The sequence below is a fragment of the Aromatoleum toluclasticum ATCC 700605 genome (assembly GCF_000378245.1).
Taxonomy (GTDB): domain Bacteria; phylum Pseudomonadota; class Gammaproteobacteria; order Burkholderiales; family Rhodocyclaceae; genus Aromatoleum; species Aromatoleum toluclasticum.
In genome coordinates, this window is the sequence record NZ_KB899496.1 from 196,713 (window position 1) to 217,649 (window position 20,937).

The 20,937-nt window shown below is 67.1% G+C and carries 17 protein-coding genes; 7 read left to right on the forward strand and 10 right to left on the reverse strand.

All coding sequences use genetic code 11. The features are described from left to right. Positions 1-72 precede the first annotated feature (72 nt). Both F464_RS0112180 and F464_RS30920 read right to left on the reverse strand, forming a co-directional pair. Positions 73-2,166: an ATP-dependent helicase gene (locus tag F464_RS0112180; protein ID WP_018990096.1), complete on the reverse strand. Its 2,094-nt coding sequence runs from the start codon at positions 2,164-2,166 to the stop codon at positions 73-75. Continuing rightward, a complete protein-coding gene (locus F464_RS30920) occupies positions 2,163-2,411 on the reverse strand; it encodes a hypothetical protein (protein WP_157353731.1) in 249 nt (82 codons plus the stop codon). The genes F464_RS0112180 and F464_RS30920 overlap by 4 nt, the downstream gene beginning before the upstream one ends. Positions 2,412-2,510: 99 nt before the next feature. Between F464_RS30920 and F464_RS31600 the strand changes: the two genes are divergently transcribed. Beyond that, on the forward strand, positions 2,511-2,690 hold the full coding sequence (locus F464_RS31600; protein WP_269744905.1) for an EAL domain-containing protein: 180 nt from the start codon (positions 2,511-2,513) through the stop codon (positions 2,688-2,690). Here F464_RS31600 and F464_RS0112185 read toward each other — a convergent pair. Both F464_RS0112185 and ovoA read right to left on the reverse strand, forming a co-directional pair. Further along, on the reverse strand, positions 2,680-5,385 hold the full coding sequence (locus F464_RS0112185) for a bifunctional acetate--CoA ligase family protein/GNAT family N-acetyltransferase (RefSeq protein ID WP_018990097.1): 2,706 nt from the start codon (positions 5,383-5,385) through the stop codon (positions 2,680-2,682). The two genes, F464_RS31600 and F464_RS0112185, sit on opposite strands and share 11 nt — an antisense overlap. Positions 5,386-5,416: 31 nt before the next feature. Next, positions 5,417-7,798: a 5-histidylcysteine sulfoxide synthase gene (gene ovoA / locus F464_RS0112190; protein ID WP_018990098.1), complete on the reverse strand. Its 2,382-nt coding sequence runs from the start codon at positions 7,796-7,798 to the stop codon at positions 5,417-5,419. A gap of 225 nt (positions 7,799-8,023) precedes the next feature. Here ovoA and F464_RS0112195 point away from each other — a divergent pair, with 225 nt between their 5' ends. Continuing rightward, complete coding sequence (locus F464_RS0112195) at positions 8,024-8,755, forward strand: SDR family NAD(P)-dependent oxidoreductase (protein ID WP_018990099.1); 732 nt, start codon at positions 8,024-8,026, stop codon at positions 8,753-8,755. Positions 8,756-8,758: 3 nt separating this feature from the next. Here the strand turns inward: F464_RS0112195 and F464_RS0112200 are convergent, their stop codons facing one another. Continuing rightward, positions 8,759-9,865 (reverse strand): alkene reductase, encoded by a 1,107-nt coding sequence (locus tag F464_RS0112200; protein ID WP_018990100.1) that lies wholly within the window; start codon positions 9,863-9,865, stop codon positions 8,759-8,761. A gap of 528 nt (positions 9,866-10,393) precedes the next feature. Between F464_RS0112200 and F464_RS28390 the strand changes: the two genes are divergently transcribed. The 4 genes from F464_RS28390 to F464_RS0112220 are packed head-to-tail and all read left to right on the forward strand — an operon-like array spanning position 10,394 to position 13,941. Next, positions 10,394-11,404 (forward strand): chorismate transformation enzyme, FkbO/Hyg5 family, encoded by a 1,011-nt coding sequence (locus F464_RS28390; RefSeq protein ID WP_232428899.1) that lies wholly within the window; start codon positions 10,394-10,396, stop codon positions 11,402-11,404. Then, on the forward strand, positions 11,401-12,267 hold the full coding sequence (locus tag F464_RS0112210) for a MipA/OmpV family protein (protein ID WP_018990102.1): 867 nt from the start codon (positions 11,401-11,403) through the stop codon (positions 12,265-12,267). Before F464_RS28390 ends, F464_RS0112210 begins: the two co-directional genes overlap by 4 nt. Beyond that, on the forward strand, positions 12,260-13,102 hold the full coding sequence (locus F464_RS0112215; protein WP_232428901.1) for a lysophospholipid acyltransferase family protein: 843 nt from the start codon (positions 12,260-12,262) through the stop codon (positions 13,100-13,102). The genes F464_RS0112210 and F464_RS0112215 overlap by 8 nt, the downstream gene beginning before the upstream one ends. 20 nt (positions 13,103-13,122) lie before the next feature. Further along, positions 13,123-13,941 carry a glycosyltransferase family 2 protein gene (locus F464_RS0112220; protein WP_018990104.1) on the forward strand — a complete coding sequence of 273 codons (819 nt, stop codon included), beginning with the start codon at positions 13,123-13,125 and terminating at the stop codon, positions 13,939-13,941. Here the strand turns inward: F464_RS0112220 and fabG are convergent. Genes fabG through F464_RS0112240 form a run of 4 tightly spaced genes read right to left on the reverse strand, consistent with a single transcriptional unit; the run spans position 13,922 to position 17,142 of the window. After that, a complete protein-coding gene (gene fabG / locus F464_RS0112225) occupies positions 13,922-14,641 on the reverse strand; it encodes a 3-oxoacyl-ACP reductase FabG (protein ID WP_018990105.1) in 720 nt (239 codons plus the stop codon). The two genes, F464_RS0112220 and fabG, sit on opposite strands and share 20 nt — an antisense overlap. Next, positions 14,638-15,129 carry a hotdog family protein gene (locus F464_RS0112230; RefSeq protein WP_040395027.1) on the reverse strand — a complete coding sequence of 164 codons (492 nt, stop codon included), beginning with the start codon at positions 15,127-15,129 and terminating at the stop codon, positions 14,638-14,640. The genes fabG and F464_RS0112230 overlap by 4 nt, the downstream gene beginning before the upstream one ends. 19 nt (positions 15,130-15,148) lie before the next feature. Further along, entirely contained in the window at positions 15,149-15,946 is a 798-nt protein-coding gene (locus F464_RS0112235) for a beta-ketoacyl synthase chain length factor (protein ID WP_018990107.1), read from the reverse strand. Between the two features lie 8 nt (positions 15,947-15,954). Then, positions 15,955-17,142 (reverse strand): beta-ketoacyl-[acyl-carrier-protein] synthase family protein, encoded by a 1,188-nt coding sequence (locus F464_RS0112240; protein ID WP_018990108.1) that lies wholly within the window; start codon positions 17,140-17,142, stop codon positions 15,955-15,957. A gap of 215 nt (positions 17,143-17,357) precedes the next feature. Between F464_RS0112240 and F464_RS28395 the strand changes: the two genes are divergently transcribed. Continuing rightward, on the forward strand, positions 17,358-18,269 hold the full coding sequence (locus F464_RS28395) for a LysR family transcriptional regulator (RefSeq protein WP_018990109.1): 912 nt from the start codon (positions 17,358-17,360) through the stop codon (positions 18,267-18,269). A 72-nt stretch (positions 18,270-18,341) separates the two neighbouring features. Here F464_RS28395 and F464_RS0112250 read toward each other — a convergent pair whose 3' ends face one another. Continuing rightward, entirely contained in the window at positions 18,342-20,936 is a 2,595-nt protein-coding gene (locus F464_RS0112250; protein WP_018990110.1) for an MtrB/PioB family decaheme-associated outer membrane protein, read from the reverse strand. Position 20,937: the final 1 nt, after the last annotated feature.

Below are 20,937 nucleotides of genomic sequence, written 5' to 3' on the forward strand. Positions count from 1 at the left end.
GCGCGAAGGACTTGGGCGCGTCATCCAGCGGTGGCTCACAGGTTTATCCACAGCCACTGGGGACAACTCGCCTCATTTCCACATCGCACGCATCTTTTCCGCGAGGTCGAATGCGATGCGACGGGATTCCGCCGTCGGGCGTGGGGTGACGGCGGGCGGCGGCCAGGAGGCTTGCTCGAAGCTCCCGAGAATCCGGTTCGGGATGAAACGTGTGCGGCTCGCGTACACGTGGCGGTCTCCGTGCCCGGTCTGCTGCGACACGTGGAAGCGTTGCGGCACGATCAGGTCGAGCGCGTCCTTCGCGCGGGTCATCGCGACGTACAGCAGGCGGCGCTCTTCCTCGATCTCGCTGCTGCTGCCGGTTGCGAGGTCGGAGGGCAGGCAGCCGTCGACGGCATTCAGCAACGCCACGGCGGACCATTCCTGACCCTTCGCCGAGTGGATCGTCGACAGGATCAGGTAATCCTCGTCGAGCAGCGGAATGCCCGCTTCGTCGCTCGTCGCACTGGGCGGGTCGAGCGTGAGTTCGGTGAGGAAGCGTTCGAGGTTCGGGTAGGTCGCGGCGATCCGCGCGAGCTGTTCGATGTCGCCGGTGCGGATGGCGGCATCGTCGTACAGGCGTGCCATTTCGCCCGAATACCATTGGCAGATCGGTTCGAGGCTCGCAGGCCAGGTGGAGGCGGCGACCGATTCCAGCAGCCCTGCGAATGCGGTCCACGCGCCGCGCGCCGCGTCCGGGACGGGTTGCTCGGCGAGCAGGAGGCAGCCGGGTGCGGCATTGGCGATGTTGTCGAGCACCCGGCCAGCCGTCTTCGGGCCGATGCCGGTGTGAAGCTGGATGGCGCGGAAGCCGGATACGCGGTCGCGCGGGTTGATGGCCCAGCGCAGCACGGCCAAAACGTCCTTGACGTGGGCCGCCTCGAGAAACTTGAGCCCGCCGAACTTCACGAAGGGAATGTTGCGGCGGGTGAGCTCGACCTCGAGGCGGGCGCTGTGATGCGACGCGCGGAACAGCACGGCCTGCGACTTGAGGCGCATGCCTTCCTCGCGCCGTGCGAGCACGGATTCGACAACGCAGGCGGCCTGATCCGCGTCGTCACGCACCGAGATCAGACGCGGCTTCTGCGCCCCGGTGCGTTCGGTCCACAAGTCCTTGGTGAAGCGCTCGCTTGCGAGCGCGATGACTGCGTTCGCCGCACCGAGGATGGACTGCGTCGAGCGGTAGTTGCGGTCGAGCGTGATCTGGTGCGCCGGCGGGTCGAAATGAGCGGGGAAATCGAGGATGTTCCGTACCGTGGCGCCGCGGAAGGCGTAGATGGCCTGCGCGTCGTCGCCGACGACCGTGAGGCCGCGTCCGTCGGGCTTCATTGCGAGCAGGATGGCGGCCTGCAGCCGGTTGGTGTCCTGGTACTCGTCCACGAGCACGTGGGAGAAGCGCGCGCCAATCTCCGCGGCGAGATCGGCGTCGGTGATCATCTGCGCCCAGTAGAGCAGGAGGTCGTCGTAGTCGAGGACCTGTTGCGCCTGCTTGGCCTCGACGTAGGCGAGAAAAAGGCGCTTGAGGTCGGCCTCCCATTCGCTGCACCACGGGAACGACTGCTGCAGCACCTCGCCAAGCGGCGCCTGGGTATTGACCGCGGACGAGTAGATCGCGAGGCAGGTCCCCTTCATCGGGAAGCGCTTCGATTTCGCGGAGAGTCCCAGTTCGTGTCGCACGAGGTTGATCAGGTCGCCGGAGTCCTCGCGGTCGTGGATCGTGAAGCCCGGCTCCAGTCCGATGCGTCCGGCGAACTCGCGCAGCAGGCGGGCGCCGATGCCGTGGAAGGTCCCGGACCATTCGAGGGACGCACCGGCGAGCCGCGGACGGGATTTGGCCAACTGCGCGACGATGCGCGACACGCGGCGGTTCATCTCCTCGGCCGCACGACGCGAAAAGGTCAGCAACAGGATGCGGCCGGGATCAGTGCCGCTGGCCAACAGGTGCGCGACGCGGTGCGCGAGCGTGCTGGTCTTGCCGGAACCTGCCCCCGCGATCACCAGAAGCGGGTGATCGTGCTCGGGCGAATCGGGCTGCGTGCCGAACAGGACGGCCGCACGCTGGGCCTCGTTGAGGTGATCCAGATAGGCGGGAAGTTCCGCGACCTCCGTCGCATTCGCCGCCTTCATCGGCACTCCGGCAGAACACCGGTTCCGGACGGGACTGGCCGGGCGCGAGCGCCCTCGACGTCACCATCGGCCGGGGAGGTGCGCTGCAGCCATGGGGGAATGCAGGGCATGTCGCGCAGCGCGAAGAACACCGCTTCGTCGCAGGCCGGACAGATGCGGTATTCCGCGAGATCGCTGTAAGCGCGCTCCATCGCGTGCGGATTAAGGGAGGCGTGGCAGTGGGGGCAAATGAATCGGGCAGGCATGGCGTGATCCTTCGGTACTGAAACTATATACAGTATTCAGCCGAATCGATCAAGCGCACGCAGGCCGGCCTCGAGTGCCTGCCGCCGTCGGCGTTCGAGATCGCGCCGGGCCACAGCCCGGGTTTCAAGGTCATCGCCGAGGGTATCGAGACGGAGGCACAACGCTGCTTCCTGCGCGACGAAGGATGCGACGAGGGGCAGGGTTACCTGTTCACGCGGCCCATGCCCGCCGATGATTTCGGAAAGTGGCTGCGGGCGCTCTCGACGCTTACGTCTTGACGGGCTGCTCCTGCAGCGTCAACAGCACGGCGAGGATTCCGGGTTCCTCCGATGCCTTGATCTTGAAGCCGAAGACCCTCAACAGCTTCAGCATCGGTTCGTTTTCGGCCATGACTTCACCGGCGAGTACCTGCAGGCCGCGTTCGCGGGCGTAGCGGATCACCTTCTTCAGCAGCGTCGAGCCGATTCCGTGGCCCTTCATGTCCGAGCGCACGAGGATGGAGAATTCGGCCGTGTGATTGTCCGGGTCGGCCACGGCACGCACCACGCCCAGCGTCTCCGGACGGCCGGAACTGTCGCGGCCGCTGGCGATGAAGGCCATTTCGCGGTCGTAGTCGATCTGCGTCAGGCGCGCCATCTCGCTGCGCGGCAGGGTTCCGACGTAGTGGAAGAAACGGAACAGGATGTCTTCCGGCGTCACGCGCGAGAGGAATTCGTAATGCGTGGCTTCGTCTTCCGGGCGGATGGGGCGCAGGACGATCTCGCGCCCGTCGCGCAGCTTGGCCGGTTCCGCAAGGTTTTCGGGGTAGGGGCGGATCGATAGCCGCTGGGGATTCGGCGGGGCCATCGACAGCTGGATGTGCGCATCGACTGCAAGAATCCCCTGCGCGTCGACAAACATCGGGTTGATGTCGAGCTCCTCGATCTCGGGGATGTCGACGACCAGCTGCGAAATCCGCGTCAGCATCTGGGCGATGCCGTCGCGATTGGCGGCCGGGTGATTGTGGTAGGCGTCGAGCAAGCCCGCGGCGCGGCAGCGGTTGATGAGATCGTGCGCGAGCGGCAGGTTGAGCGGTGGCAGTCCTATGGCGAGGTTGCGGTACACTTCCAGGCCCCGTCCGCCTTCGCCGAAAACGATCATCGGTCCGAACAGCGGATCGGTGACGACGCCGACGATCAGTTGCCGCGTATGGGTGCGGGTTTCCATGGCCTGCACGGCGAAGCCGCTGATCCGCACGTCCGGCCGCGAGGCCGCGACGCGCACGAGCATGGCCTGGGCGGCCGACTCGGCGGCTTCCGGGGTTTCGAGATCGAGCGCGACGCCGCCGACTTCCCACTTGCGGCGGATGTCGCGGGACATGACCGTGACGGAGACGGGCGTGCCGAGTTCGGTGGCGATCGCGGAGACGTCCTGCGGCGTCGCCGCCAGATGGGTCTGGACGACCGGGATCTCGTAAGCCGCCAGGATGTGCTTGGCTTCGGGTTCGGTCAGGTGCGTACGCCCTTCGGCGATGGCCTTGCGCACCACGGTGCGTGCGCCTTCGACGTCGGGACGGAAGTTCTCCGAGGTGGAGGGCGGCGCCTGCATCAGCACTTCGCGCGTGTGCCGGTGATTGACCATGTGGAGGAAGGCGCGCGTGGCGTTTTCCGGCGTATCGAAGGTGGCGATGCCGGAATCGGCAAACAGCTTGCGTTCGCCTGCGGAGGTCTCGTCGCCGATCCAGCACGTCAGGAGGTTGCCGCCGACGCTGCGGATCGTCTTGATCACCGATTCGGCGATCTCCATGCTGGGCGTGAGCGCGTTGGGCGTGTGGATCACCAGGATCGCGTCGCCGTCCTGTTCCTCACACAGGATCTTCAGCACGTCCTCGTAGCGTTTGGGCGGCGCATCGACGCGGATGGCGATGGGGTTGCGGCCGTTCCAGTCGGGCGGCAGCAGGCGGCGCAGGCGTGTGAGCGTGTTGGGATAAAGGTCGGGCAGCGCATAGCCGCCCAGATGCAGGCTGTCCTCGGCCATGATGCCGGCGCCGCCGCCATTGCTGACCACGATGAGACGGTCGCCGTGGATCGGGCGCGAGCGCACGACGGTCTCGACGGCGCCGAACAGCTCGTTGAGGTGGTCCACGCGCAGGATGCCGGCGCGGCGCAGCACCGCGTCGGCGACGTCGTCGCTGCCGATCAGGCCCGGGCTGTCGAGGAAGAGCGGATCGCCGGTTCCCGGCGCGATGCGCTGCGCTCGTCCGGCCTTGATCGCCACCACCGGCTTGTTGCGCGCCGCCGCACGTGCGGCCGCCATGAAGCTGCGGCGTTCACGGATCGATTCGATGTACATCAGGATGGCGCGCGTGCCGGGATCGCTGCCGAGGAAATCGAGCACTTCGCCGAAACCGATGTCGAGGGCCTCGCCGAGCGAAACGAAGTGCGAGAAGCCGATCTTCCGCGGCTGGGCCCAGTCGAGCACCATCGTGCCGACGGCGTCGGACTGCGAGACGAAGCCGATGTTGCCCGACAGCCCGCCGACCTGCGAGAAGGTCGCGTTCAGGCCCGCCTGCGGCACCATCACGCCGAGCGTGCTGCCCCCGAGGATGCGGATACCGTGCCGGCGGGCGATCTCAAGGATGGTCACGTCCAGCGGCCGCCCGTCCGTCCCCAGCGTGGTGCCGAGCTGGCTCGCCATGACCATCGCCGCGCGCGTGCCGCGTTCGCCGAGCTGATCGAGGATGCCGGGAATGGCGGATGGCGGGGTGCAGATGATGGCGAGATCCGGCGTGCGCGGCAGGGCTGCGACGTTCGGGTAGGTCAGCACCCCGGCGACAGCGTCGCGCTTGGGGTTGACCGGCATGATCGCACCGCCGAATCCGCCGGCCAGCAGGTTGCGCATGACGACGCTGCCGATACGGCGGGGCCGGGCGCTGGCGCCGATCACGGCGATCGACTGCGGGTTGAAGAGGCTCTGCAGGTATCGGAAGCTCATGGTCTGGGAGGTAGGGATTGCTCGGTGGAGGTCAGCGCACGCGCTGCCACAGCATCGCGTGCGTCACGATGTACTGGTACTTGCGCGCGTGCTCGCGGATCACGAGGGGTATTTCCGCTTCGCGGCGCAGCTCGAAGCCGTCTGCGTCGAGCAGGGCCTTGAGCGCGTCGGCGCTGCGCACGGCGCGTTCGCCGTCCATGTAGCCGCCCAGCCAAGCGCCGCGCGGCGTGAACTGTTCGAGCCAGGTATAGGGCGACAGGATGGCGACGACGCCGCCCGTGCGCACCAGTCCGCGTGGCCCACCGAGCCGCCCGAGCAGCGACTTCGGGCTGGGGAGGCGGCACAGCAGGTTGGCGAGCAGCACCGCATCGTAGTCCATCAGTTCGGCGGGCAGCGAGCAGGCGTCGGCCTGACGGAAGGCGACGCGGCTGCGGTCGATGGCGGGATCGACGCGCGCTTGCAAAGCGTGGCCGAGTTCGCCTTCGTCGCGGCAGGAGTATTCGAGGGCGCCTTTTTCGCGCAAGGTGCCGGCCGCATCGATGAAGGAGCGGCTCAAGTCTATGCCGAGCACCTCGTCGTACATGCGTGCGAGCTCGAAGCTCGCGCCGCCGACGGCGCAGCCAACATCGAGTGCCCGGCCGCCGCCGATGCCGAGTTCGCGAGCCCCGTCCATGAGCCAGCGCGCAGAGCGCAACGGGAACTGGCAGGCGTCGCGCGGCCCCGACTCATGCGGCATCTGCTCCTGCGGGCTGCCGTAGTGCAGCAGCAGGTATTCGTTGGTGACTTCGGCGCTCTCGTAGGCCCGCCCCGGCGCTCCGGCGGCGTCCGGACGCACCGCGCCGCCGTCGTGGGCAGCCTGCACGACGCGGAATCCGGCATGCTGGAAGAAGTGCGGGCGGAAATGGAAGCGCGACCACACGCTGGCCTCGTCGCCGGTCGAGATCCACGAGCCGCCGAGGATCATCTGGTGCTCGCCGTCGTAACACGGGCTGCTGAAATCGTCGTAGTAGGGGTGGACCTGCGCGCCGGGCAGCGGGTTGAACGGGTCGCCCAGCCATTGCCACAGGTTGCCGAAGACGTCGTGGAAGCCCTTCGCGGTCGGCTTGCTGTTCGTGACGGGGGAGGAAGAGCCGCAGCCGAGGTTGAGGTTGAGGCCGTGCTCGTGCATCAGGGTCGCACCGCTCGCAGTCATGACCGGATCGTCGGCGACGGTGTCGACCGGGTCGCGCAGGGCATTATGTTCCGCTTCGCTCGGCAGGCGGCAGGGTTGGCCCAGGCGGGCGCCCAGCCACGCGCAATAGGCGCTCGCCTCGTGCCAATTGACCTCGGCAGGCCAGTCCCAGCGCATGTCGACTTCCTCGAACAGCGTGCGCAGGCGGAAGCGGTGCGAGCCGGCGGGTCCGTCGGGCACCCAGAACGTGGGCCACTTGATGTTGCGGTAGGTGCGCCAGGACCAGCCCGTGTCCGACCACCATTCGCGCTCGCGGTAACCGCCGTCGGCGACGAACTGCCAGAACTCGCCGTTGCTCACGAGGCAGCGGCCGGCGCGGAAGGGCTGCACGTCGACGCCGCGGCGGCCGTATTCGTTGTCCCAGCCATAGGAGGGCCAGTCGGCGGGTTTGCCGAGCAGCAGCCGTGCGGCACCGAGGGGCAGGAGCGCCAGTTCGGGGTAGTCGCGGCCGGGAACCGGCGGGTAGGCGGCAGGGGCCGCCGTGGACGGATGCAGCGGCGCCCATCCCTCAGGCCGGCGTACCAGCCGCAGCGGCAGCTCGTGGATCAGCACGGATGAGGTTTCGAGGTGGATGCGCTCGTGCTCGAAGCCCATGAACAGCGCCCATAGCGGATCGTTCTGCGTGATCGGCGGGTGGCCCTCGGCGAGGCCCGGGTGATTGTCGATGACGTTGCGAACCAGCTCGTACACGGCTTTGCGGTAACCGTAGGCTTCGTCGAACGCGGGCCAGCGCATCGCGTTCTTCGACATGTCGTCCCAGCGCATCTCGTCGACGCCGGTTTCGAAGATGCGCTCGAACCAGGGATTGAGCGGGGCGGGAATCAGTCCGGCCACGCGCAGCTTGTTAACGTAGAGCGCCGGCGGGTGGCAGTAGTAGAACACCATCGGATGCCGCAGATGGTGGTACGGGGGGCGGTAGAAGGCCTCTTCGCCGATCAGCCCGGAGAACAGCAGTTCGGTGAGTGTCCAGCCGTTGTCGAAATAGGCGCGGACTTCATCGCGCGTGCAGGTCGCGAGGTTCGGAAGCGGCAGCGAGGTGAGCATGGCGTCAGCCGTCCAGCCCGGGCAGCGCCGGGGCGGCAGGCCGGTCCACCAGTCCTGAGTGCGTACGGGGCCAAGACGTTCATCGAAACGTCCTTCGAGATTCTGTCGCCAGCTTTCGTCGGTCAGGTCGTCTGTCATCGCGCCTCGCCCTTGCTACGCATTTGCCATGGTATGGAGGATCCTGAGAGCTCCATCCGATGAGGATACCCCCGGAGCGGGCCGCTCGCCAACGGCTGTCGTTGCCTGCGGGAAACGGCGTCGACGCCGCCGTCGCGAGGCGTGAGCGCCGGGCGTGATCTAAAGTGAAGTCACCAACGACCGTGCCCATGCACGGCGGACGGACGCCAGTTCGAGGAGGTAGTCATGGAACAGCGGAAACTTGCACTGATCGTCGGCGCGGGGCCGGGACTGGGACGTTCGCTCGCGCGCCGTTTCGGCGCGGCAGAAATGAATGTTGCGCTCGCAGCGCGCAACCTGGACCGGCTGGAGAACCTGGGCATCGAATGTGCCGGCATCGGCCGCGGCGCCCATGCCTACCGCTGCGACGCCGGGCGCGAGGAGGATGTCCAGGCGCTGTTCCGGGCGGTGCGCAGCGACTACGGTTGTCCGGATGTCGTGGTGTACAACGCGGGCGCCTTCGTCGCGCGCGGCATCGTCGAGACCAGCGCGGAAGAGTTCGAACGCTGCTGGCGCGTGGGCTGCCTGGGCGGGTTCCTGATCGGGCGCGAGGCGGCGCGGGCGATGCTCGAGCGCGTCGGGCAGGGCGGCCCCGGCGGGACGATCCTGTTCACCGGAGCCACCGCCAGCCTGCGCGGGAGCGCCGGCTTCCATAACCTCGCGGTCGGCAAGTTCGGACTGCGAGCCTTGGCGCAAAGCATGGCGCGCGAGCTGCAGCCCAAGGGCATCCACGTCGCGCACGTGGTGATCGACGGTCGGATCCGGCCATCGAGCGTCGTCGAGCATACCGACGTGAACGACGGCGACGCGCTGCTCGACCCGGACGCAATCGCCGAGGCCTATTTTCAGTTGTACCGGCAACCGCGCAGCGCCTGGACGCAGGAGTTGGACCTGCGTCCGTGGGTGGAGCGCTTCTGAGCGTCAGGCGACGGCCGCGCTGTCCAGTGTCGGATAGTCCGTATAGCCCTCGGCGCCTCCGCCGTAGAAACGGTCGATGCGCGGGGCGGTGAGCGGGGCGTCTTCGCGCAGGCGGCGCACGAGATCGGGGTTGCCGATGAAGGCCTTCCCGAACGCGATCAGCTCGGCCTTGCCATTGGCGACGGTCTGCATCGCGAGTTCGCGTGTGTAGCCGTTGTTCACCATCCAGGCGCCGGGGAAGCGGCTGCGCAGGGCGGCAAAATCGAAGGGCCGGGGGAGGTCCGCGGGTTCACGCTTGCCGCCGGTTTCGCCTTCGATGACGTGGATGTAGGCGAGACCCAGCGGTGCCAGATGTTCGACGACATGGTTGTAGAGCGCCTGCGGATCGCTGTCGCGCGGCGTGCCGTTGCCGCTGGTCAGGGGGCTGAGACGGATGCCGGTGCGGGCGGCGCCGATCTCGTCGCACACCGCGCTCATCACTTCCAGCAGGAGGCGCGCGCGATTCTCGATGCTGCCGCCGTAGGGGCCGCTGCGGTCGTTCACGCTGTCGCGCAGGAACTGTTCGAGCAGGTAGTTGTTGGCACCATGGACTTCGACGCCGTCGAAGCCGGCGTCCATCGCCAGCCGGGCGGCGCGCCGATAGTCGGCGACGATGGCCGGAAGCTCGTCGTCGCGCAGGGCGCGCGGCGTCGATACGGGCACGAAGCCGTCGCGGGTGAAGGTCTTGGCGCCCGTGGCGGGACGGTCCGTACACGACACCGGCGCGGCGCCGTCCGGCAGCAGCGAGGTGTGGGAGATGCGGCCGACGTGCCACAGCTGGATCACGATGCGTCCGCCCGCGGCATGCACCGCGTCGGTGACCTTGCGCCACCCGGCCACCTGCTCCGCGCTGTGGATGCCCGGGGTGTCGAGATAGCCGTGGGCCATCGGATTGATCGGGCTGGCCTCGGTGATGATGAGGCCGGCGCTGGCGCGCTGACGGTAATACTCGACGGTGAGCGGCCCGGGCACGTTGCCGGGAAGGGCGCGGTTGCGCGTCAGCGGGGCCATCACGATGCGGTTGGACAGGGCGATGTCGCCGATGCGAACGGCGTCGAACAGGGTTTTCATGCGCGAACTCCTCCATGTGCGTTGCCGCTCGATCCGATTGGCATGAGCGGCACAATGACCGATGGCAAGACTTTAGCAACGCCGGCACAAGTTGAAAATCACACGATTGCGCGACAATCATTTTCGGCATCGGGAACAGTCGCACGCGAGATTGGGGTCCGGGGCGGGGAGGGACGTTCCGTCGCGCGGGGCGGAAGGCCGCGGCGGGACGGTTCGGCGCTGCCTTGCAACTTGTCGGACGGTGTGTGAAGATGCGCCCCTCGTCATCTTTCGATGGCTTTGTAACTGCATGTTTTGTAATGAAAAACGTGCAGAATGGCGAGATTGCGGAATATCCCGGAATCCTTGCCTTTCCCGTGCAGGAAAATCTTGTTCGCCGGTTGCGCCGCTCTCATGCCCCGTGGGCAGGGCGAGCATCGGTTCGCACGGGGCTTCCGACTCCTGTCGTTCATAGCGGGGATCCTTTGCCCGGTTGCAGGATAGCTTGATGTGCTGATGAGTCTGGTTCGCGGTCTGTCCCTTGCATACATGCCTGCAACATCCGTCCGGGAGTACCCGGAACAGTGGTGGGATGAGGTGCTTGGTGTCGCGATCCTCGGTGGCGAGGACGCGGGCTTCGTGCCGCCTAGCGTTCCGCTCGCCCGCGTTGCAACGCCCGTGCTCGCCGGTCCGCAGTCCGTGTGCGAGGTGTGGCGCGCCGGTCGGCCGGTGACGACGGGCGCGCGCGGCCGGATCCGCTATCGCTGCACCGAGACGATGCTGTTCGGGGCCATCGAACTTGACGAAGACGCCATGCCTGCGGAGGCGGATGGGGTGTCGGCGCTGCATCGCGCGACCGTGGCCGCTTACCGGGAGGTGTTCGCGCTGCTCGACGAGGCGGGCTATCCGGCGCTCTTCCGCGCCTGGAATTACTTCCCCGCGATCAACGCCGTGGCCGACGGCAGCGAGCGCTACTGGCAGTTCAATGCCGGGCGTCAGGAGGCGTTTGGCGCGGGCGGCCGCTGTACGAGCGGTGGTGTGCCGGCCGCGTGCGCCCTCGGTTCGGCGCACGGGCCGTTCACGCTGTATTTCATCGCGCTGCGCGAAGCGCCGCGGGCTATCGAGAATCCGCGCCAAGTCTGCGCGTATCATTACCCCGAACAGTACGGTCCGCGCAGTCCGACCTTCGCACGCGCGAGCCTGGCCTTGTCGCTGGTGCCGCCGGTGTTGTTCGTGTCGGGTACGGCAAGCATCGTCGGGCACGAGACGCTGCATCGGGGCGACGTCGTTGCGCAGACCGCGGAATCCTTCCGCAATATCGCAGCCGTGTTGGACGAGGCGCGGCGGGTGGCGCCGCCGGGCGTGTCGTTCGCACTGCGCGATCTCGCCTACAAGGTTTACGTGCGCCATGCGGACGATCTGGGTGCCGTGCGGGCCTGCTTCCGCGAGCATGTCGGCGATGACGTGCCGGCGGTGTTCGTGCAGGCCGACGTGTGCCGCGGCGACCTGCTGGTGGAGATCGAAGCTTCTGGCAGGCAGGCGATGGAGGATGGCCGATGAGCGCGGCAGATGCGGGGGCGGGGAACAGGATCCTGCGGCGCGCAGTGCTCGCGGCAATGCTGGCGTCCGCGTTTCTGCCGCTCGCCGCGCCCGCGGCGGAGAGGCCGTTGTGGGAACTCGGCGCGGGTCTCACCGTGCTGCAGTTTCCCGCCTACCGCGGTTCGGACGAGGACCGGGTGTTCGTGCTCCCGGTGCCCTATGTCGTTTATCGCGGGGAGTTCCTGAAGGCGGATCGACAGGGGATCCGCGGTACCTTCTTCGACAGCGACCGCGTCGAACTGAGCCTCAGTCTCGGTGCGTCTCCGCCGGTTAGCAGCGATCGGGTGAAGGCGCGCGAGGGCATGCCCGACCTGAAGCCGACGGTCGAGATCGGTCCTTCGCTCGATGTGCGCCTGTGGCGTTCGGCGGACGAGCGCTGGCGACTGCGTACGCGGCTGCCGCTGCGCGCGGGCTTCACGGTGGAAGGCAGTCCCGAGTCGACGGGCTGGCAGTTCACGCCGCAGCTCAACCTCGACTGGCGCGATCCGGCCGGGGTGAACGGCTGGACGCTCGGCCTCGTCGCGGGGCCGGTGTTCGGCGACCGACGGCAACACCGCTATTTCTATGCGGTCGAAGCGAACGAGGCGGCGCCACAGCGCCCTGCCTACGACGCCCGTGGCGGCTACGGCGGAACGCAGGTGCTGGCAGCGCTGTGGAAGCGCTATCCGGGGTGGTGGGTCGGCGGCTTCGTGCGCTACGACAGCCTTGCCGGTGCGGTGTTCGAGGACAGCCCGCTGGTGAAGCGCAAGGATTACGTGGCCGCGGGTTTCGCCGTGACCTGGGTGCTGGGCGAATCCTCGCGTCGGGTCGAGGCCGATGAGTAGAGGCTGGTCGATGCAGGGCGGGCCGACACGGGACGGGCCGACGCGCCCCGGCCTGCTGCGGCGCCTGCACGAATACGTGCTGCTCTACCTCGGGCTGGGCTACCTCGGCGCGATCTGCCTGCTGTGGACGCCCATCGCAATGGTGCTGTATCCGCTGCTGCCCGCGCGTGTCGGGCGGCGGGTGGGGCGTTTCGTCGTCAACCAGGGGTTCAATACCTACATCCATTTCCTGACGCTCATCGGCGCGTGCCGTTTCGACCTGTCCGCCCTGGACAAGCTGCGCGGGCAGGGGCCGCTGATCCTTGCGCCGAACCACCCGAGCCTGCTCGATGCGGTGATGGTGATTTCGCGCCTGCCCGACGTCGCCTGCATCATGAAGGCGGGGCTCATGGACAACATCTTCCTCGGAGCCGGCGCACGGCTCGCCCGATACATCCGCAACGATTCGCCGCTGCGCATGGTGGGCTGTGCGACCAGCAACCTCTCCGCGGGCAGCTTCCTGCTGGTATTTCCGGAGGGCACGCGCACGACGCGCATGCCCGTCAACCCGCTGATGGGCAGAATCGGGCTGATTTCCCGGCGCGCCAGGGTGCCCGTGCAGACGATCTTCATCGAGACGGATTCGCCCTACCTGTGCAAGGGCTGGTCCCTGTTCCGCAAGCCTGAAATGCCTGTCGTGTATCGTGTGCGGCTCGGACGGCGCTTCGATCCGCCCACCAGCGTGCAGCCGTTCATGTCCGAACTCGAGCGCTATTTCATTGCCGAACTCGAGGATGCAGTGCTACCGCGACCGCCGCAAAGCGACGATGGCACAATGTCGTCGTCCACGATCTGAACCCAGTTCCGCATGCCGCCATGACGTCCCATCAGGTCACCCTGCCGAAATCCGCGCCGCTGCCCAGTCCGGTGGAGGCTCCCACTGCCACGCACCTGGTGCTGATCCCGAGCTACAACCCGGGGCCGAAGGTGTTCGAGACGGTGCGCGCCGCGCGCCATGAGTGGATGCCCGTATGGGTCGTCGTCGACGGCAGCACGGACGGCACCACCGACGGGCTGCGCCGCATGGCGGAGGGCGATCCGGGGCTGCGCGTGATCGTGCTGCCGAAGAACTCGGGCAAGGGGGCTGCGGTGCTGCACGGCATCGAGCTGGCCGCGAAGCAGGGTTTCACGCACGTGCTGACGATGGACTCGGACGGCCAGCATCCGGCAGAGCTGATCCCCGATTTCATGGCGGCGTCTGCCGTGCGGCCCGACACGATGGTGCTGGGCGTGCCGGTCTTCGATGCCAGCGCCCCGACGCTGCGCGTGCGTGGGCGCAAGGTGTCGAACTGGTGGGCGAACCTCGAGACGCTATGGATGGGGATCGGCGATTCGCTGTTCGGCTTCCGTGTCTATCCGATCGCGCCGCTGGCCAAGGTCATGCGCGGCCAGCGCTGGATGCGGCGCTTCGATTTCGATCCCGAAGCCGTGGTGCGCATGGCGTGGCTCGGCGTGCGTCCGGTTAACCTGCCCGCACCGGTGAAGTACTTCAGCCCGGACGAAGGGGGCGTCTCGCACTTCAATTACGCGCGCGACAACCTGCTGCTGACATGGATGCACACGCGGCTGTTCTTCGGCTTCCTCGTGCGCCTGCCGATGCTGCTCGCGCGGCGCTTCAGATCATCCCGCCGTTGATCGAGATCACCTGGCCGGTGATGTAGGCCGCCTGGGGGGATGCGAGGAAGCCCACCAGGTCGGCGACCTCTTCGGGTTTTCCGGCGCGCTTCATCGGCACAATCCGCGCAATCGCTTCCGCGTCGAAGGCGTCCTCGCTCATTGCCGTGTCGATGATGCCGGGAGCGACGACATTCACCGTGATGCCCCGGCTCGCGAGTTCCTGCGCGAGCGACTTGCTTGCCGAGTGCAGGGCGCCCTTCGCGGCCGCATAGTTCGTCTGGCCGCGGTTGCCGGTGATCGCCGCTACCGACGATATCGTGATGATGCGCCCCCAGCGGGTGCGGATCATCGGCATCGTAAGCGGCTGGGTGACGTTGAAGAAACCGTTCAGCGACACGTCGATGACGCGCTGCCATTGCTCGGCGCGCATGCCGGGGAACACCGCATCGTCGTGGATGCCGGCATTGTTCACGAGAATCTGCAGCGGGGCCTCCGCGCTTATCGCATCGAGTGCGGCGGCCGTGGCTGCGGCGTCGGTGACGTCGAACGCGACCGCCTCGGCGCTGCCCCCTGCACCGCGGATTTCCGCGGCCAAGGCTTCGGCCTTGTCCGCGTTGCGGTTGGCATGAATGTAGACATGATGGCCGTCGCAGGCGAGCCGGCGGCAGATCGCCGCGCCGATGCCGCCGCTTCCGCCGGTGACGAGTGCGCGTTTCAAGATTGGCTCCCGCTGAGTTTGCCACCGAGGCCGCGGCCGAGGGCGCCCGCGTCGAGGATCACCGCGGCGCGGCCGGAAACGAGCACGCGTCCGTCCGCGGAGACGGTGAAGGAATAGAGGATCTGGTTGTCGTTGCCGGTGATGCGTTCGGCGCGGATGTCGAGGTCGGCGGCGACGGTGTCGAGCCTTTCGACGGCGATCTCGACACTGCGCACGCTCGCGAGGAAGCCCGCGCGAGGTGGCTCGCCCGGCGTAGCGAGCAGGGCACCATGCACGGCCATCGCCTGTGCGGCGTACTCGATGGCGCTCGTCGCCGGCAGGCCGCGATCGTCGCGCAGCGGGTTGTCGTTGTCGCGGTGGCTCGTCGCGCGGCAGCGGATCGCATCGGCGTCCCAGGCGTCGACACCGGCGAGCAGGCACATCCCGCCCTGGTGCGGGATGCGTGCGGCGATGGCCTCGCGGTCGAGCGTTGCGGGCTGCATGCTCATGTCGCAGCTGATGCTGCGCTCACGTCGCATAATCGACCGCGAGGCGGGCGTGGTCGAGATAGTCGAGGACGATGCGACCGGTGCGGCGTCCGGCGATTGCGGCCAGCAGGGGCAGGCTGCGCGCGGCGGGGATGGCACATCGCAAGGACTCGAGGCCGGAATCCGCGAGGGTGTCGGCGGGGGCGTCGGTCAGGCTCGCGGCGAGGCGTCCGCAGCTGTCGGCTTCCCGCTCGGGCGTCAGCAGCAGCGCGACGCCGAAGGCGTCGGGGATCGGGCGCGTCGAGCGCAGCGGTTCGGGGTAGTCGGCGTCGTACGCGAGCAGCAGACACGGTTCGCGCTCGACCTGGACCTGCGCGAGCGTCTCGAGAAGGCCTGCGCCGAAGCTGCCGTCGTAGGCGCACAGCACGGCCGAGGCCGCGGTCGCGCCGGTGGCGATGCCCCAGTAGCCGGCGGCGGCGTTATGCACCGAATTGTGGAAGCGTGTCGGCGAGATCTGGCGGTCGTCCGATGCGAGGGTTTCGCAGATCTGGTGGCAATTGCCGCCATCGCCGCCGGATGCCGAGAAGACGGTCGCGAGGCCGGACGGATCGACGCCGGCAGCCGTCGTCGCCTGCAAGCCGACACCCAGGGCGAGCTTCACTACCCGCACCGCACGGCGGCGTTCGGCCGGCGGCAGCCGATCGGGGGCGTTGAGTACGGTCTTCTCCGGATTCCAGGCAGCGTGGCCCTGAAGGATCGCAGCGCAGGCCGGCCAGTCGGACATGCCGGGCCCGATCAGGCCGATGCTGCGTATCCAGGCTGCGGGCGGGTTCGTCATGGTCGGACTCATGCTGGGCTGCCGAGGATCAGGCTGCAGTTCGTGCCGCCGAATCCGAAGGAGTTGCTGATGACGCGCCGCACCGGCTGGCGGCGCGTAGCGAGTACGTAGTCGAGCCCCTCTTCGGGGGCGGTGGTGCCGGCGCCCGCCGGAATGAAGCCGTCGCGGATCGCCAGCGCAGCGATCACGGCCTCGATGCCGCCGGCGGCGCCGAGGGTGTGGCCCGTTGCGCCCTTGGTGGAGCTGCAGGGCGTCGCGCTGCCGAAGAGCCCCTTCACGGCCTTGCCTTCGGCGGCGTCATTGCTCGGCGTCGCGGTGCCGTGGAGGTTGATGTAGTCGATGTCGGGCGCGGCGAGGCCGGCGCGCGTCAGGGCAGCATCCATCGCCTGGCGGGCGCCGCGGCCTTCGGGATGCGGGGAGGACATGTGGTAGGCGTCGCTCGATTCGCCGTAGCCGAGCAGCAGGACCGCGTCGGGCGGGAGCGCGTGTGGTGCCGGTTCCAGCAAGGCGAAGGCCGCGCCTTCGCCAATCGAAATGCCGTCGCGGGCGCGATCGAAGGGGCGGCAGGCTTGCCGGGAGGTGAGCTCGAGCGAATTGAAGCCGTACAGCGTCGTGAGGCACAGGGAATCGACGCCGCCGACCAAGGCTGCATCGATCAGACCGCTCGCGATCATGCGCGCGGCGGAGGCGAACACCTTGGCGCTGGACGAACAGGCGGATGAGACAACCACGGCGGGCCCCTTCAATCCGAACCAGTTTTGCACGAAGTCTGCCAGCGAGAAGGTGTTGTGCGTGCCGGCGTAGTTGAAGTCGGCCGGAAGGGCCCCGGTGTCGGGGGACCGCCGGCGATAGGCGAGTTCGGTCTCGAGGATGCCGGATGTGCTCGTGCCGAGGAAGACGCCGATGCGATCGGCGCCATGACGGGATATAGCTGCGCGAACCGCGTCGGCGAAACCGTCCTGCAGCAGGCCGAGTTGCGCAAGTCGGTTGTTGCGACAGTCGAAGCGTGCGAGTTCCGCGGGGAGCCGTTCGTCGTTGGTGCCTGCGACCTCGCCGATCCACGTCTGCAGCGAGACGGTCTCGAAGTCGCACGGCTTGAGCCCGGACCGACCGGCAAGCATCGCGTCGCGAAGCGGCTCCAGCCCCCGCCCGAGGCAGGACGTGGCGGTGTAGGCGGAAATCAGCAGCGGATGCACTTTGACTCGCAATTGCACGAAGGAGCGGTATTTTAGCAAAGTGCGGGATGTCGGCCCGTGCTTGCTCGGCGTTCGGCCTGTGATTGCAGGGGCAGCGTATCGGCTCGCGATTGTTCCGGTTTGCGAAACAGTGTTTCTTCCGATGCGCGCTATTTCGGTTCGGGGCGCCGAACTAGACTGCGGCGCCCCGATTGGAAATGCATACGGACCGATTCATGGACAAACTGATCGCGATGAACGTCTTCCGTACGGTCATCGATTGCGGCTCGTTCGCTCGTGCGTCGGCCAAGCTCGGCATTTCGACCACCACCGCGTCGCGCCATGTGGGGGACCTCGAGCAGGCGCTCGGCGTCTCGCTGCTCCACCGCAGCACGCGCAAGATCGGCCTGACCGAGCCCGGCACGATGTATTACGAGCGCTGCTGCATGCATCTGGATGAGATCGCAGCGACGGAACTCGCAGTGTCCGCGGACAATGCCTCACTCAGCGGCTGCCTGCGCATCAGCGTTCCGTACTCCTTCAGCAACGTCTTCCTCGCGCAGCATTTTTCCCGATTCGTCGAATCCCACCCGGCGCTCAAGACGGAGATCCGCTTTTCCGACCGGATCGTAGATCTTGCCCAGGAGGGCGTCGATCTGGCGGTACGCATCACGCGCAATGTTTCGGGGATGTACGTCGCGCGGCGTCTCGCCGTGATCCGTACTGCCCTGTGCGCCAGTCCGGAATATCTGGAGCGCGCAGGCCGGCCGGTGAAACCCGACGACCTGGTGCGCCACAGCTGTCTCGTGTACACCAATCTCGCCTCCGGCAATGGCTGGAAGTTGCGCAGGGGGGATCAGGAGTTCGTCGTGCCGGTGCACGGTGCTTTCCGCTCGAACAACGGCGAAATGAACCGTATCGCCGCGCTTGCCGGCCAGGGCATCATCTGTGAGCCGACGTTCATCGTCGGTGAAGACCTGCGTGCCGGTCGCCTCGTGCGTGTCCTGCCCGACTACGAGACGATCCCCAATCAGGCCCACGCGGTGTTCCTGCCGGCGGGCCGCAATTCGGCGCGCATCCGCGCATTTCTGGATTTTCTGGTGGCGCTGTTCGAGGACGAATTCCCGGCCTTCGATCCAGCCATGTGAGCACGAGCCCCGGACTCATGCGCAAGACCCCGGCTCGCCGCGGCCTTGCGCTCGGCACTTCGGACTCCGGTCCTACATGCGGTACTGCCAGAACACGCCCAGCACATTGACGTTGTAGTCTTCCGGTGTGGCGCCGAGGTACAGCTTCTGGCCGATCAGCGGGTTGCCGTCCAGGCCGGTGTAGTGCCAATCCTCGACGTTGCGCTTCTCCCAGCGATGGAACAGTCGTACCGAGCTGTTCTTGTCCAGGTCATGCACGATGCTCGTCTCGATCACCTGCAGGCGGTACTTCATGTCGGCAAACTCGTTGCCCGCGACCGCCGCAGTCTGAGTCTCGTTGGTGCCGCTGCCCACCGTCGCCGCCTGTGCATCGGAGTAGCCGTACTTGAGCTTGCTCGACGACCACATGTAGCTGTAGCGGCTTTCCAGGCGGGCCCAGCCGAAATTGTGCGTGAAGCCGGCTCCGAGTGCATGGTTCAGGTCGTCCGTGTCGGCGCTCCACGCGCCGGCCAGCGGATACATGTTGTCGACGCCGGCATGGGAACTGGCGCGCGTGCCGCTCACTCCCTGGTTGATGTTGCGCTGGCTCATCTTGCCGGTCTGGAACGAGTACCAGGTGAAGAAACTGCTGCCCGGTGTGGGCGTGTAGTTCCATTCTGCATTCACGCTGCTGAGCTTCTCGTCCCCGGTACGGCCGTAGTCGGAGTCGAGGTAGTCGTTCCGCCTGTGCTGCAAGGACAGCATCGCGTCCATGTCCGAGCGCAGCATGGTGTTCCAGCGCAGGTTGATGACGTTCTGGCGGCGATCGGCGATGTCGAACTTGCGCAGTTCGGCGAGGGTATGTACCGGCACGGCGCCGGTGTAGTCGTCGCGCGAGCTGGTGTAGAAGTGCTCGTAGATGTCGTAGCGGTAGTCGCTGCCGCGCCGGTCGCCGAACTCCCACGACGCGCGCAGCATCGATTGTTCGAAGGCGCGGGTGTTGAAAGTGAGCTTGAGACGGTCCTCGGTGGTGTTCTTGACCTCGCGGTACGGGCGCTCGGTTTCCTCCCTTTCCCACATTGCGCCGATCTGGCTCTGGCGGCCGAGGCGGTAGTCGGCGCCCAGCCCTCCCGTCCAGCGGGTGTAGCTGGTCGGGATGCTCATGTAATGGATGTTGTTGGTGCCGTTGTAGAAGCCGAATGCCGCGCCGAATACCCCCGGCAGCGCGTAATCCAGCGCCGGATAGCCGATCTTGCCGGTGGCCGGATCAATGGCTGTGTAGCGCGTGCGGTTGTCCTCGTCGTAGTAGCGCAGCTTTGCGCGCACGGTGAGGTCGTCCGCGGGCTGCAGCGACAGGCCGAGATCGGCGAGGCGGGTGTCGATCCTCGCGTCGGCCTTCAGGCGGCTGAGCACGCCTGTCGTGTCGTAGCCGGCGATCGCGCTGGCGTAGGTCGTCGCCACGCCGGCGGCGTTGATGCCGTCGTTGATGGTCGGCGGAAGCAGGTCGTCGTTCTGACGCATGCTGCCGAAGGCGACGGTCGCGCTGAACTGCCCGTGCATCGGCAGCATGCGGGCGTAGTCGGCCTTGATGTTGTACGCCTCGTTGTCCGGGCTGAGGGCGAAACGCCCCTTTTCCCAGCTGGTCGAGTTCGTCGTGCCTGCCGCGCCGAAGTTGATCGAGAAGGGATTTTCCCAGGTCAGGGATTTGTTGTCGTTGCGAAACAGCGAGCTCGACAGGGTGAGGTTCAGGCGGTCCTTCTCGCCGACGTAGCGCAGACCGGTGAGGAATTCGTGGGTCGTGTAGTCGATCGGCTCGACCGTTTCGTTGACGGCCCCGACGACGTTGTTGCCGACCGGATTCGCCGCGGAACGGCGGATGAAGTCGAACATGAAACCGCCGCCGAAGGGCCGCTCGCCTTCGCGCCGTTCGTTGGTATAGCTGAAGAAGCCGTTGAGCCGTTCGTTGATCGGCGTGTCCATGCGCAGGCCGATCTTCTGCCGGTCGACGCTCAAGGTCGTCTCGCGTGCATTCGCCACCGCCGCCTGCAGCGCGGCGTAGCTGGCCGTGTCGGACTGGGTATGAGTGCCCGCAGCAAGACCGGCGGGCAGGGTCAGGTTATCGGTGCCGACGCCATTCCACAGCGGGCGCGCGTTGGTCGAGAAGATATGTGGCGTGTCGTTGAGGAACAGCGAGAACTTGATGCCGTTGTATCGCCCGGCTTCGAAGCCGTAGTACTGGTCCTTCCTGTCGACGCCGCCGCCGCGCAGCCGCAGATAGAGCGCCTCGTCGGGCTTCTCGGCGCTCAGGTTGAAGCTGTTGATCAGCGCCCCGTTTTGCCAGTCCGCATATTCGCGGAAACCGCCGGCCGTGGCGTCGGCGTTGCCGCCGGTGTAGCCGGCTTCGATACTGCCGGCGTATTGCCAGCCGCCGCTGCCTTCGACGTGGCCGGGTGATACCGGCGGGTATCGGTAGAGTTGCGCGCTCGGCGTGTGCGACGGCCCCTTGCCACCCATCACGGCGGAGAAACCTTGAGGGTCGGTGTAACCCGTCGTGTCGGCGCCGCCGGGCGCGGCTGCATTGCCAAGAACGGTGTCGACGCCGGCCGCCGAGTCGGCGCGGGCGGGGCCGGCTCCCATCATTGCGAGCATCGCGACGATGGGCAGCAGGGAAAATTCCTTGTTTTTCATG

Bases quoted from the DNA above. Each gene is read 5' to 3' on its own strand.
- F464_RS0112180 (WP_018990096.1), bottom strand. From the start codon at position 2,166: ATGAAGGCGGCGAATGCGACGGAGGTCGCGGAACTTCCCGCCTATCTG.
- F464_RS30920 (WP_157353731.1), bottom strand. From the start codon at position 2,411: ATGCCTGCCCGATTCATTTGCCCCCACTGCCACGCCTCCCTTAATCCG.
- F464_RS0112185 (WP_018990097.1), bottom strand. From the start codon at position 5,385: ATGAGCTTCCGATACCTGCAGAGCCTCTTCAACCCGCAGTCGATCGCC.
- ovoA (WP_018990098.1), bottom strand. From the start codon at position 7,798: ATGACAGACGACCTGACCGACGAAAGCTGGCGACAGAATCTCGAAGGA.
- F464_RS0112195 (WP_018990099.1), top strand. From the start codon at position 8,024: ATGGAACAGCGGAAACTTGCACTGATCGTCGGCGCGGGGCCGGGACTG.
- F464_RS0112200 (WP_018990100.1), bottom strand. From the start codon at position 9,865: ATGAAAACCCTGTTCGACGCCGTTCGCATCGGCGACATCGCCCTGTCC.
- F464_RS28390 (WP_232428899.1), top strand. From the start codon at position 10,394: ATGCCTGCAACATCCGTCCGGGAGTACCCGGAACAGTGGTGGGATGAG.
- F464_RS0112210 (WP_018990102.1), top strand. From the start codon at position 11,401: ATGAGCGCGGCAGATGCGGGGGCGGGGAACAGGATCCTGCGGCGCGCA.
- F464_RS0112215 (WP_232428901.1), top strand. From the start codon at position 12,260: ATGAGTAGAGGCTGGTCGATGCAGGGCGGGCCGACACGGGACGGGCCG.
- F464_RS0112220 (WP_018990104.1), top strand. From the start codon at position 13,123: ATGACGTCCCATCAGGTCACCCTGCCGAAATCCGCGCCGCTGCCCAGT.
- F464_RS0112230 (WP_040395027.1), bottom strand. From the start codon at position 15,129: ATGAGCATGCAGCCCGCAACGCTCGACCGCGAGGCCATCGCCGCACGC.
- F464_RS0112235 (WP_018990107.1), bottom strand. From the start codon at position 15,946: ATGACGAACCCGCCCGCAGCCTGGATACGCAGCATCGGCCTGATCGGG.
- F464_RS28395 (WP_018990109.1), top strand. From the start codon at position 17,358: ATGGACAAACTGATCGCGATGAACGTCTTCCGTACGGTCATCGATTGC.
- F464_RS0112250 (WP_018990110.1), bottom strand. From the start codon at position 20,936: ATGAAAAACAAGGAATTTTCCCTGCTGCCCATCGTCGCGATGCTCGCA.